Here is a 13320-nt window from a genome sequence, read left to right on the forward strand (position 1 = left end):
TTTTTCATTTTTTCACATTGACTTGTTGTAGCTTTTAGCGTAGTTTTTGTAAAAAAGATTCAAGATATCCAAAGAATATCTTTAAGATAGCTACACATAAAACACACAAAAGAAAATTAATACAAAAGCATAAAGCGAGTTTTGGTATCCAAAAAATCTGAATCTTTGGGGCAATTTTGAGTAAAAAACTTGAGGAAATACCCTGCGCGATATAGAAATAGATTGCATTTTGTCCAGCAAATGTAAGGAATTTGATGATACCCCCCCCCCATTTATACTTGAGAATTTTTTCCAAAGATTCCAAGTTATAAGAAGCAATCCTATGCCAAAAAGTGAAGCCAAGACATAAGGCAGGGATACTGGGAATTTGGAAGATTGTAAGATGAAAACTTGGTTTCCTCCTTTAAGAAAGTATGTCAAGATAAAACCTAAAAATCCCACAACTATTAGACTAAGAGCAAATTGGTAATTGCAAAAATATTGTTTTTGGATAAAAAGATAACCCAAAAGATACAAGCTTGTATAAAATATACAAAAATTCAAGCTTGTATGTAAAAATTTACCTCCTACAGGAAAATTCATAAAGTAACCTAATACATACAATATTAACCCTCCAAGAATAAATCCTGCTATAGCTTTTGGGAAGTATTCTAAGATGATAGCCGCTAGGATACTTACTGCACAAAATACTGGCACAAACCAATACGATCCCCCAAATACTGGTAAAAGGGGTGTTTTAAGGTTATATAGACCAAGTGCGCTAAGTGTGGCGTCGAAATTTATTGTATGAGTTATGATACTTTGTATGATATCATAGATAAGGAGTGTGACACCAAAATAAAATATCATCTTGTAGATTACCTTGATAGGTTGGATTTTTTGTGTATAGGCTATGCTTGCTCCGGCAATAAAAAAGAAAGCTGGAACATCAATAAGAAGGGATAGAGATTGCACAGGCCACGGAACATAAGCTCCGCCACTCCAGAATGTTGTATGAATCATGATAATACTAATAACACAGATTCCACGTAAGATATCAATTTCTAGGTTTCGGTAAATATTTGGCATTTGCATTCTCTTAATTTTAGATTTGTTTTTCCCACATTGTGCCTTGCGGTGTGTCCATAATTTCTATACCCAACGCCTTTAGATCATTGCGGATAGAATCTGCAAGAGCAAAGTTTTTTTGTTTTTTTGCTTCAAGTCGTTGATCAATAAGAGTTTGTATGTGTTGTTTAGTGGATTTATCAATGCCAAGCTGAAAATATGTCGTAGAATCTAGAGTTCCAATCCCTAACAAAAGTTCTATAATTGCTAGATTGTGGGCGATTTCTTGCATAAGCAAGGTATCTTTTGGATTTGTATCAAGGCGTTCGTTGGCGTTACTCATCATCTCTTCAATCACACTCAAAGCTTTAGAGATATTAAGATCATCATTAAGCGCGTGCAGACATTCACTGATAAATTGTGCATTTGCCTTATTTGCGTGTTGTTGCCAAGATACAGAGAGGTCATCAGCATTTTGTGTATTTGGTGCGCATAAAAGTGTAGGTTTAATGCGTTTTTTTAGTCTATAGAGTTTGTCAAGGCGCTTTTTAGAAACAAGCAAATCTTCCTCGTTAAAATCTAAAACCAATCGATAATGTGTGCCAAGAAGATAGTTTCGCAAAATTTCGCCATGATAGACTTTAAGCGCATCTTTGATAAAAAAACTATTGCCTAAACTTTTACTCATTTTTTCGCCATTAATATTTACAAACCCATTGTGTAGCCAATATTTTGCAAGTTCTCTTTGAGTGGCACAGCGTGTTTGTGAGGCTTCATTTTCATGATGAGGGAATAGCAGATCCGCACCTCCAGCATGAATGTCAATGGCATACTCACAATCATCATATGCTAAATGTTGTTCTATCATCGCCGAGCATTCAATATGCCAACCTGGTCTCCCTTTGCCAAGTGTGCTTTCATACCCTATGTCTTGCTCACCCTTATAGCCTTTCCATAGTGCAAAATCTTTGCTTTCAAGTTTATCACCTGCAGATTCTACGCGACTTTTAGTGTGATCTTGATTGTGATGAGAGAGAGTGCCATAGCGTGAATCTTTGGCGATACTTAGATATACGTCATTATTTTCTCCCTTGTATGCATAGCCTTTTTGGAGGAGAGTTTCTATCATACCGACAATAGCTTGGAGGCTTTGGGTGGCTTTGGGTTCCAAATCTGGGCGCAACACTCCAAGAGCATCCATATCATGGAGATAGGAATCTATATAATGTGCGGTGAGAGATTCTAAGCGTGTGTAGAGGTCGCTAGTATCTTGTGAGTTTGTGGTGTGTGAATCTTGGACTTTTTTAATAATCTTATCATCAATATCTGTAAAATTTTTAACAAAACACACTTTATATCCATTGGCTATAAGGATGCGTCGCCACAGATCAAAAGCAATGGAACTACGCGCGTGTCCTAAATGCGCATCATCATACACGGTTGGACCACAAACATATAATCGCACTTGTTTGTCTTTGAGGCTTACAAAATCGCACTTTTGTTTTTTTGCACTATCATAGAGTTTTATGTTCATTGTGTTCCTTTATGTGAGTATGCCAAAATGGTGTTCGTAAAGTTTAAAAATATATAAAATAAGAATTTCTAAAGCTGTAATTATAGCAAGGAAAATCCAGCCTTTTGTATTTTTGAGTATATCCATAAAGTGTTGCATACCAAAGATTCTAATCGTAAGGATAAAATGTAGCACTCCACCAAGTGAAGACGCCAATGCCAAGCCACTTGCACCCAAAGGGTGCATAAGCACAAGTGAGAATCCAACACCAACAAGGAGAGATGTTGCAGAGATTTTGGCAGCTTTGCCTTGTAGGTTGTGCGCATAAAGCCAAAGAGAAAAAATCCTTGCCAATCCGTATGGAAGCAGTCCTAACATATACATACCAAATGCCATACCCACAGCAAGTGTATCTTCTCGCATGAACTTATTTCTTTCAAAAAGTAACCATGTGATTTCATCTTTGAGTATGACACCACCAACTACACACATCCACAATACAAGCAACAAAAACCAAAAAGATTTTTTCATTAACTGAAGAGCTTGTGTGTATTGAGCATTTTTTACCGCTTTTGCTATGGTAGGAAAAAGAGCAGTAGAGATAGCAATAGCAAAGAGTGCTAATGGGAGCTGAAAGATTCTATTAGCATAATAGAGGTAACTAATAGCCCCAGCACCCAGATATGAGGCGATTACCGTGTCAAGAAAGGAGGCGATTTGTGCCGTAGAACTACCAAGCATTGCGGGGAAAAATCGCATAAAAAAAGATCGGATATCTGCAAGTATTTGTTTGAATCTTGGAGTTTGTGTCCCATTTTTTTGCTTACACACACGCCAAATCTCTTGTATGCCGACACTAAAAAGTCGGCAATAGTTAAGTTTAAAGAGCGGATAAAAATGCAACGCAATTTGTGCCAATCCTCCGCAAAGCACTCCATAACTTAAAATATATATCGCACGCATATCCTCAATATCACGCACAAAAAAAAGTGCAATAATCATACAGATATTGAGGAGGGCGGTATTGTAAGCACTTACCCAAAAGCAGTTTTTGTATTGCAACAATGAGCTTAAAAATGTTGTTACAAAAATAAGCTCCAAATACCAAAAGTTAATAGCAACAATAGGCTTTGCTAATGCTATTTGCTCTTCAGAAAACCCATTTGCCAAAGTTTTTGTAACTAGTCCGCTAAATTCCCATACAAACAGACTAAGGATAAAGATAACCCCAAAGAATATCCCAAAGACTAGCACACTAAACGCCCCTTTTTTGCGAGCTTGAATAAAGTTTGGTAAAAAACTCTGTATAAATGCACCTTCAGCAAAAATTCGGCGACAAAGATTAGGAAACTTAAATGCTACAAAAAAAATATCACTCAAAATTCCAGCTCCAAGAAATGACGCCATACAAAGATCGCGAACAAGCCCAAAGACTCGAGAACATAAAGTGCCAATACTATTTGTTAAAAATGCTTTGCGTATCACAAATCCTCTTTAGTTAATACAAAAATAAATTAAGTGTAAAAAAGCTACAATATTTCGGAATTATAACACCAAAAGCTTTAAGGGGAATATGAATGCAGGATTTTCATTCTGTGATAGTGCGTGAGATTCAAAACATCAAAGAATGCTTAGAAAGTATTTGTGTCACCTATGCACTTGAAGGTGCGACATATGATATTTTGCGCATTCATACTTTTAAGCAGTTTCCTCATCAGGAAGAAAATATCAAACTTAGCCCAGAAGAATGCACCGATCTTTTGGAAAATAACGATGCGTATAATGTAGCAGGATTTGATCTTATCCAGAGTTTTGATATTAGTGTGCGTGAGCTTAGTGCAGAGGATTTGGTACATTTTGTGAGTTTGGAGCTTGATCCTTATGCGTATACATTGACACTAATCTTAAAACAGGGATTAGATACCACAAAAGAGAAATTTTGGGAGAATCTATATGCAGAAATCGAGCGACAAAAAGCCCTCTTGGGTGTTATTGTCGAATCTGTAGATGATACAAAAAAATCCCAAGCGATAATTTCCCTTAAAGAACAATGCAAAGATGTCGCAAATGTGCTTTCTAATGATGTGTGTATAGAGATAATGCGCGCACATGTGTATAAGCCAGAGATTTGCTCTAGTGCTCTTTTGCTTCCCAAAAAAGCATGGGAGCATAAAAATGCCATGAGTTTAGAATCTGCTTCGTATGCGGTGGATTCTAATGAAGAGGTTTTGTATGTGAGTGTGCCCCAAAGTGGCGTGAGTGGGAGAAATTTATGCGGACATTATGTGCAGGTACCAAACGATACAGCACAATCCAAAGGAGAATATACAGATTCTAAAGAAAGTAAGCCATTAGAGATACATTATGATGAAAGACTTTTTGGCAAGACAGAATCCCAAGACACAATCATATATATAACACTTAGTAAGGGTTACGTATCTTTTAGCGATAATACGCTTAAACTCCTTGAAATGCAGGAATTTCGAGAAGTCAATATGCGATCAACAGGAAGTCTTGTCGGTGGTATCGAAAAAAATATGATGATTAGTATCACATGTCCAAATCCACACGATGATGCGTTGGGGCAGGGCACAATCCTTGAAGCAGCACAAATAGATATTGTAGGATCTATTGGCGAAAAAGCACAGATTATCGGAATAGATGTCAAGATTCATGGGCAAACCCACCAAAGCTCAAGTATCAAGGCTACAAATTGTGAGATCGATTTTTTAAAAGGCAGTGTGCAAGCACAAAATATTAAAATCAAACATTCAGAAATGGGAAAAATCGATGGGTGTGATGTTGAAATCGATGAGGTTAGTGGTGGCAGTGTGTATGCAAAGAATCTAAAAATACATAAGCTCCATTCTCACGCTAAAATCTATATTTCTCATACGCTTGAGCTTCAAACACTTGTGGGAAGTGAAAATGAGATTTATATAGCAGCACAATATTATGAATTGCGTGATACCATAACGCAAAACAACGCCCAAATAGAGCATTACATTAAGCAAATAAATGCCTTGTTGCATCTTTTGGGTAAGGATAATACATTTATTAAGCAAAGTAAGCCTATAATCGCACAGTTAAAAACAATCGTGGAAGAAAAAAAGCACCTAAAAGAACAAGTGGATCCTAAGATCACAAAAGCGATAGCTGAATATGTCGTAACCCTTAAGCGTGTGCAGTTTCTCAAAGATCGCATTATGTCTCTCCAAACTTGTGCCAAAGAAAAAAATAATGTCTTGCAACATATTGATGAGTTGCTACAAGATGCAAAGATTATATGTCATAGCCCTTGGAAGAATCACAATGAAGTATTTTATGAGTATCTTTTTCCCAAAAATGGGCGTGATGGGTTGGTGCTACAAGATGCTAAGCAAAGCCATATCATGATTGATAAGCAAAATCATAAATTACTTTTGGTTGAGACGCTACCTGATACAGAGGCTGAAAAATAGCTTGTGTATTTTATATTTATACCTTTTTCTTTTTAAATTATATATTGAGTGTTGGAATTAAGAGATTAACCAATAAAACTTATAGCTAATGTTATGAATATAGAGAAATGCTATAATGATAGCGATGTGTAAATGTTTGATGAAAGAAGCAATGTGATTGTTAGGCAATTGTATTTTTGGGAGATTGAATAGCGAAAAAATATATCTTGATGTTAATACTTCTCATTTGCTATGCGCAAGCTAATACATTACCTAATAGTGCAGAATCTCAAAAGGTGGTGTGATGAGTAGGAAAACAATTAAACAATACAGAATCTACACTTCTTTAAATATCTGTCAATGCGAATTTAATGAAAACTTGCCACAAAAGAAGAAAGTTTTAAGTGTTATAGGTAGCGCTACTGGCGCCTTTCTTAATATTTATCTATCTGCTAATTCTGCGTTTGTGAGTGGCATGAGTGATACACCTTATCCTAAAAATTGTTACTAATATTATCACCCCAAGGTGGCATAAAAGATACATTTTCAATGCCCCAAATGATTTGCTTTGGAGTAAAATTTTTAAATTCTTTTTGTATATTCCCTAGTTCGTTTAACGCTAAAGAAGCTTTGAAAAATTTAATTTGCCTTGATATACTTCATTCATAAAGATTAGAAATATGCTTCTCTAGTCTCATTTTAAGATGATAAGCCACATTGCTAAAAGTGCATATAAAAAACACCACTTATTTCATACCAAAGCTCATTTTACATCAAACCCACCTAATCCACCTACATTCATTTAATTTTACATTGAATAAGCATATCACAATGTAATGTATGCAAGTTTTTGTTTGCATGTTAATAAGTTTGGTATAAAAAATGTTCAGAATCTCTATCAAGAATTAAACTCCATACATAGATAATATAAAAGGAGTTTTAAGAAGAAATCATATAACCCTTAGGTAGTTGCCAAAAGTTTTTTGAAGATTCTTAAGAGTTTATTTTTTATCCTTGCGTATAGAGGTTTTTTTAGAGATTTTTCAAAGGCACAAATTCTCTCAAATGCAAGATGAGAGATCTTAACTTCTGTGGGATAACTTATTGGAAACTTTGTATTAATAGTAGATGGATTCAATACACTTCCCTCTTCTCCACAATGCACTCCACTTCCATCAAAACCAATTTGATAGACATAAGACATACTAGGGGCGAGACTTAAGGCATTATGTTTGTAGGCTATGAGGTAATTAAATATCGCCCAGCTCTTTATCTTACCCTGTTTATTGAGAATAAAGTCTCTAAAATAATTTGCACTCCCATAAAGATTGATTGCATTCATATCTTCTTTATTGAAATTTTGTTCCACCCATTGGATATCACGCTTAAAATATTGCCATCTATCACCCCAGCTTCCCCATCCCCAACAATGAGGTATAGACCAAAAATAACTATCACCTAAGCCGTGAGAATCTATAGGATAAGACCATGCATTGATACTCCATACTTTTGTCTGTGCTTGATAACGATTAAGGGCATCATTCATATAATCTAAAAATACAGGTGAGACTACGATATCATCCTCTAAGATAATCGCTTTACCATATTTATTCATCGTGGTAGTAACTCCATCTATAATAGAATCTGCCAACCCAAAATTATACGGACGCTCAATAATTACAATACTTTTAAATTGCCCCCCCCCTTGTTGCATGATAAGATTTTTGAGGTTTATTAGATATTCGCGTACAGCTTTGACTTGTTGAGTAGCTTCTGTATTTTTTGGAGCATCAGAGTAGATAATAAGATCACTTTGTGGGCTTAGAGCATTTTGTATGAGGCTTTCTATAACTTGTTTTGTATGATTTACTCTATTATAGGTAAAAAGCACAATTGGGGCTAGCATTTGATTCCCTTAGGAGAGTTCTAGCATTCTATCTAAGGCTATTTTTGCCCAATGTTGTGTATCATCATCTAAAAATACTTCATTGATTGGCATATGATCTTCATATGCCCTCAAACAATCAAGCACATCTTGTAGTGTTGTTTCATTCATCGTTGGACATTCTGGTTTGGAGGCAGAAAGCACAAAGGTTGTGTTTATTCCATTGAGTTTTGGGCGTAACCGATTGACAAGGTTAAATTCGGTACCAACGGCAACTTTTTGTTCTAAAGGCAGGCTTTGCACATATGAAATAATTTGACTAGTCGATCCCACAAAATCCGCTATACTCACCACGCTAGGATCGCATTCTGGATGCACAACGATTTGTATATCTGGGTATTTTTGTCTATAAAACTCCACATCACTCACGCTAAAAAGCTGATGTACCGAACAAAAACCATCATAACAAATAACATCACTACCAAGGACTTTTTCTTTACTTGCATTCCCTATAACGCAAGATGTTTTGCCATCCGCTATTGCAAGATTTTGTCCTAGACATTTATCAGGGAGAAAAAAGATTTTTTTCTGCTTAGACTTGGCATAATCAAAGATTTTTTTGGCATTTGCGCTTGTGCAGACAAGCCCACCCATCTTGGCGACTTTGGCTTTGACATCGGCATTTGAGTTGATATAGGTGATGGGGAAAATGTCTTCTTTTGGTATACCATAAGATTCTAATATGGCGATACTTCTATCGAAATATTGTGAATCTATCATTCGCGCCATTGAGCAACACGCCATTTTTGGCATTATCACGCGTTTTTGTGGAGCCAAAACTTTGACACTTTGCCCCATAAAAGCCACGCCACAAAATACAATAAGATTCTTTGGACTTTGGGAAGCTTTTCTTGAAAGTTCTAAGCTATCTCCACACAAATCCGCGAGAGCTACGACTTCATCGCGTTGATAAAAATGTGCTACCAAAAGTGCATCAAGTTTTTGCAGTAAGTCTTTAATTTCTATCGTCGTTGTTTGTAGTGTTGCTGACATTTTTTCTCCTTATGCTAAAGTCCCAAGATTCTGTGTATATCGCACCTTATCACCACTTTGAATCTGTGGTGTGAAATCCTCAATAAAAAGGACAATGGTCGATCCCATATTAAACATTCCAAGCTCTTCGCCTTTTTGTATGGCGATGGGTGAGGCGTAGGTATAAGTTTCATTGCCTTTTTTGGCATTGGTGTGAATCTTTGGCTCACAATGAAAAACAATCGAACCCACATTGAGCGCACCCACTGCGACAAAATAGATTGTTTTGCCATTATACATTTTGGCTTTTAACACAACACGCTCATTGCGAATAAAGAGGTTATTGAATTTTTTAAGCGCTGGGATATGCACTGGGAGGAGTTCTCCACCAAAATACCGAATCTCTTCAATATACATATCACAAGGAGCGTGGTAGCGATGATAATCTCGCGGAGAGAGATAAAGATTAATATATGAAAATTCCATATCTTGCGGAATTTTCTCGCCCAAAAGTTCATTTATATCATACTCCATACCCTTAATCTGCAGTGCTTTGTGTTTAGAGGTTGTCGTAGATTCTGTGATAAGTGAATCTGTAGGAGAAATAAGCACATTTGGAGTCGTATCAAAGATACGCGGTTGTCTTAGCCTGCGCGTAAAGAGTTTGTTGAGTGTTGTAAAGTTTTTGCTTTCCTCAAATTCACTAAGGTCGATACGAAACAAAGCGACATATACGCGATTAATAAAAGACTGAATGATCGAGGGAAATGTCATAGAGGCAAATGCACCAAAAAGCCTAGATATAAGATTAGTCATAATGAATCCTTTCTGTTTGCAAAAGTTGTTTTATAGAGATTTTTACCGCGTATGGCAAAATTCCAAAAAAGTGGCGTATTACATAAGGTAAGAATGATTTTTATGGCATAGTCTGATAATGCCATAAGTATCACATCTTCGTATGGTTTGGTGAATAAAAATGCAATATGAAAGAAAATCATTGTATCAACGAGTTGAGATATCATAGTCGCGCCGTTATTTCTAAGATACCAAATTTTTGGGAATTTTTGTTTGAGATAAAAAAACACATATACATCAAGTATTTGCGAACAACAAAATGCACACACACTTGCACATGCGATGCGAAACTCTGTTGCAAAAATACTGGGAATAAATGCTAACACAAGTCCTAAATGCAAGGTTTTTAAGATTTGATCCTTGCTATATTTTTCACTCAAAATATTCATGAGTAAAAAGCTTAGTGGATAGCATAATGCACCATATGTTAAATGTGTGCCAAAGATAGGATATTGCACACTAAAATTTGCCAAGACAATAATAAGCGCGAACCATAGTGCAGAAAATATAAAAGTTTGCGTGTTCATTTGCATTGTGAGAGCCTTTATTGTATGTTTTCTAGAAGTTTTTTGTATAGGAGCACACCCACGCGATTCCCAAGTGTATCAAGACTAGCATTTGTTGGTAAAGATTCTGAAATTTGTGTTACAAATGTCGGATTTGCATTACAATCTGTGATAGTGACATGTAGTTTGATACTTGTAGGTGTAGGCATACTAAAGGAAATGGTGATTTTTTGTGAGGATTGCGGACTTAGGCGATAAAATTTGATTAATTCCTTTTGTAGGTAATTTTTTAGCCACGATGAATCTAGCGAGGATTCAAACACAAGGGCAATAGTAGGTTTTGGTGAGTTAGATTCTAAAATTTGCATATATGGCGATAAAGAAATATCGAGTGTTTCTCCCAACGCATCAAGATAGCTTTTTGTACCAAACGCCTTATCAAGTTCTTGTGCAAGGGTCTTGTATTGGGAGAGTGTGATATCTTGACATGTGAGATTCAGGGATTGTAGTGTTTGTAAGGCTTGTTTTTGTGTCTTTTGGAGTTGTGCTATGAAGTCTTGCTTTGTGATTTGGGCGCGCACAAAATATTCACCTCCGACATGCTTTGTTGTGTAAGATACATTACTAAGCGTGGTTTTAGTAATGTCTTTGTCAATGCTTTGAGATATGGTGCTAGATTCTACACCATCACGATATTGTTGCTTAAGATGTGAATTTGAGCTTATGGAAACTTGCATATGAGAGAGCATGTCGGCAATGGCATTATCTTTGGCAGTTTGGAGATTTTTTGCATTTCCTACACCATAGAGATTGTTTGTATCACTTTGGCTTTCATAATACCAGCTTGGCGGAGTAGGGGTATCATGACACCCTAGCAACAAAATACCTATCGCCAAGATAAATCTTTGCATGTACGTATCTGTATCTTACCAACTCACAGATTTATTGGAACCTATTTTGATGATATTTGCTTCATCATCCCACACCACTTCACCTGTAGCTAAATCAACAAGTGTGAGCAAGAAGAAATAATCCGTGCGTTGCTTCCCATTGACTTTGATATTTTTTTGCCAAATTTTCCCAGAAAGTGAAAGCTGAGCACCTTTTAATTGTCCTTTTTCAATCACACTATATTGATCAAATTCCTCATTGCCACGCGTTTGTTTTCGCACAGAATCTATCATCTTATCGCCACTTGTTCCAGTGCCAGAAATTGCCAAAGAGAGCTTAAATTTACCGCTATTGCGCATATTTCGTGTGATTTTTCTACTAAGTTGTTCGACATCAACGTTTTGCATAGTATCATTGATAATATCTGAAATAACAAGCACTTTTGGTTGTTTGATATTTTGCACATATCCGCTTGAGAGCAATGAATCAACAGATTTTTCCACGACACTTTCTATATCGTGATAATCTAGACCCATACTTGCATATGATCGTGAATCCCCCGAATCTACATATTCTGGACCGCTACTACACGCACTTAAAAGCACAATGCTTAATAAAGTCACAACTATCTTAGGCACTATTTTCATGGTTACATCCTCTATGTGTTTGGTTATTTATTGCCCACGCAATTTTTGGATACTTATGGTTGTTGGTCGCAATCTGATATAAAGAATGTTATCATTTTTTTGACACAAAATCAATTTTTGTGCACTCAAGGCTGTGTCGTTTTGTGGCTGACAAGCAGGAGATATTTCAAGATTGATGAGCGGTTTTTGATTCCCTATGAGTTGGTATTTGCCCTGTGTATTTGGGATTTGCACCGCATGGATTTTTTTAGGCAAGACACTTGAGCTTCGCACATCCGCTGATGTGGTGCTTAAAGAATAAATCATACCCACTAAACTTCCATATATGCCGACTTGATCGCTTAATGTAGCTTGTGTGGTTGCTTTAAGAACTGCAGAACTTATGGCGCGTGTCATAATAAAGCCAAATTGTGCTTGAAATTCGTTTGCGATCACACCTTCAAGATCCGCTATCGTTGAGACATTAAAGGTTTTGTCTTTACCTGCTACCTTGAGGTCTGTATAAAATTCTTTACCCGCTACAAGCTTGGGAAATGCCACACCAGCATGTAAAATATTATTACTTACAAGATAGGTAGGGAGATTAATAGTAACCTCCTCTTTTGTGGGACTTATACCATCTTCAATAATAAGCCATGTGTAAAAATTTGTTGCTTGTTTGCGACGAGATTCCAAAATTTGTATGTCTTCATCAATGACTTTTGCCTTACTTATACCATAGGATTCTTTGTAGAGATCTAATGATTTTGCCCAATCAGATTCAAGCATAAAGAAAAGCGCAGAAACATAACTGACTGCAGGATTTATGAAATTATTATAGGCTTGATATGTTTTGAGGTTAGAATATTGTCGTGCAAGAATCGAGTTTGCTTCGTTGGTGGTTTGTTGTGTGCTAAGTCTTTGTGTGCTTGTGTCTTTGGCATTTTGTGCTTCTTGATCCACCATAGCTTTTTGGATATCTTTTGCAAAATAATCTTTGGCGCGTCGTTGGCGATCATTGGCGCGATTGAATTCCACTCTAGCAAGGGCATTTTTACCCTCTTTCATAAGCACAAGTGCTTTGTAATAATTCATCAGCACACCTTCATAGATATTGCCCCGATATGTTGTGACGTTTTCATTGACGACCACCGATGCCGCTCCACTAAAAATTCCAGAAAATAACCCTTCTTGCTCATATTGACTAAAGATTTTTTCACTTTCATCAAGCAATGCAAAGCTCTCTTGCTTATTAAGTTGTGAGGCTATGATTCCAGATTCAAAGCCCCATAGCACCATATCATTTTTGTTTTCATATTTGGATTTTGCAAGTTTATAGGCAGAGGCGAGATTTCCGCTATAGTATTTATCGTTAAAAGATTGGATTGTATCCTTGTGTGAACACCCGCTAAGCCACAAGACACAAAAAACCACCGCGATATATATAAAAAATGATATACGAATATTCATGATTTTCCTTTTTGGTAAGAAGTATTGCTAAAATATCGCGATTATATAACAACAA

13 protein-coding genes are annotated in these 13320 nt (G+C 36.4%); 2 read left to right on the forward strand and 11 right to left on the reverse strand.

Annotation, left to right across the window (positions count from 1 at the left end; all coding sequences use genetic code 11):
* Nucleotides 1-90: 90 nt before the first annotated feature.
* From C6H22_RS05640 to murJ, 3 genes are read right to left on the reverse strand one after another with little or no spacing between them, the layout of a single operon-like run.
* Nucleotides 91-1068 (reverse strand): acyltransferase family protein, encoded by a 978-nt coding sequence (locus tag C6H22_RS05640; RefSeq protein WP_158654634.1) that lies wholly within the window; start codon nucleotides 1066-1068, stop codon nucleotides 91-93.
* 16 nt (nucleotides 1069-1084) lie between these two features.
* On the reverse strand, nucleotides 1085-2581 hold the full coding sequence (gene cysS, locus C6H22_RS05645) for a cysteine--tRNA ligase (RefSeq protein WP_104694356.1): 1497 nt from the start codon (nucleotides 2579-2581) through the stop codon (nucleotides 1085-1087).
* Nucleotides 2582-2590: 9 nt separating this feature from the next.
* Nucleotides 2591-4045, reverse strand: a complete 1455-nt coding sequence (gene murJ / locus C6H22_RS05650; protein WP_104694357.1) for a murein biosynthesis integral membrane protein MurJ — start codon at nucleotides 4043-4045, stop codon at nucleotides 2591-2593.
* Nucleotides 4046-4137: 92 nt separating this feature from the next.
* Between murJ and C6H22_RS05655 the strand changes: the two genes are divergently transcribed.
* Both C6H22_RS05655 and C6H22_RS05660 read left to right on the forward strand, forming a co-directional pair.
* Nucleotides 4138-6021: a hypothetical protein gene (locus C6H22_RS05655; RefSeq protein ID WP_104694358.1), complete on the forward strand. Its 1884-nt coding sequence runs from the start codon at nucleotides 4138-4140 to the stop codon at nucleotides 6019-6021.
* 283 nt (nucleotides 6022-6304) lie between these two features.
* Nucleotides 6305-6511: a hypothetical protein gene (locus C6H22_RS05660; protein WP_104694359.1), complete on the forward strand. Its 207-nt coding sequence runs from the start codon at nucleotides 6305-6307 to the stop codon at nucleotides 6509-6511.
* Here C6H22_RS05660 and C6H22_RS09100 read toward each other — a convergent pair.
* From C6H22_RS09100 to C6H22_RS05700, 8 genes are all read right to left on the reverse strand, one after another.
* A complete protein-coding gene (locus C6H22_RS09100) occupies nucleotides 6495-6656 on the reverse strand; it encodes an Imm70 family immunity protein (protein WP_324826079.1) in 162 nt (53 codons plus the stop codon). The genes C6H22_RS05660 and C6H22_RS09100 overlap by 17 nt on opposite strands.
* Nucleotides 6657-6961: 305 nt before the next feature.
* Nucleotides 6962-7906: a glycosyltransferase family protein gene (locus tag C6H22_RS05670; RefSeq protein ID WP_104694360.1), complete on the reverse strand. Its 945-nt coding sequence runs from the start codon at nucleotides 7904-7906 to the stop codon at nucleotides 6962-6964.
* Nucleotides 7907-7915: 9 nt separating this feature from the next.
* Nucleotides 7916-8938 (reverse strand): quinolinate synthase NadA, encoded by a 1023-nt coding sequence (nadA, locus tag C6H22_RS05675; RefSeq protein ID WP_104694361.1) that lies wholly within the window; start codon nucleotides 8936-8938, stop codon nucleotides 7916-7918.
* 9 nt (nucleotides 8939-8947) lie between these two features.
* Nucleotides 8948-9733: a phosphatidylserine decarboxylase gene (locus C6H22_RS05680; protein ID WP_104694362.1), complete on the reverse strand. Its 786-nt coding sequence runs from the start codon at nucleotides 9731-9733 to the stop codon at nucleotides 8948-8950.
* On the reverse strand, nucleotides 9730-10305 hold the full coding sequence (locus C6H22_RS05685) for a queuosine precursor transporter (RefSeq protein ID WP_324826077.1): 576 nt from the start codon (nucleotides 10303-10305) through the stop codon (nucleotides 9730-9732). The genes C6H22_RS05680 and C6H22_RS05685 overlap by 4 nt, the downstream gene beginning before the upstream one ends.
* 11 nt (nucleotides 10306-10316) lie before the next feature.
* Entirely contained in the window at nucleotides 10317-11189 is an 873-nt protein-coding gene (locus C6H22_RS05690) for an LPP20 family lipoprotein (protein ID WP_104694363.1), read from the reverse strand.
* Nucleotides 11190-11204: 15 nt separating this feature from the next.
* Entirely contained in the window at nucleotides 11205-11816 is a 612-nt protein-coding gene (gene lpoB / locus C6H22_RS05695) for a penicillin-binding protein activator LpoB (RefSeq protein ID WP_104694364.1), read from the reverse strand.
* Between the two features lie 27 nt (nucleotides 11817-11843).
* Nucleotides 11844-13265 (reverse strand): COG3014 family protein, encoded by a 1422-nt coding sequence (locus C6H22_RS05700; protein ID WP_233707062.1) that lies wholly within the window; start codon nucleotides 13263-13265, stop codon nucleotides 11844-11846.
* Nucleotides 13266-13320: the final 55 nt, after the last annotated feature.

Origin of the sequence: Helicobacter equorum, assembly GCF_900198655.1 — a bacterium.
In the GTDB taxonomy this organism is placed as follows: domain Bacteria; phylum Campylobacterota; class Campylobacteria; order Campylobacterales; family Helicobacteraceae; genus Helicobacter_F; species Helicobacter_F equorum.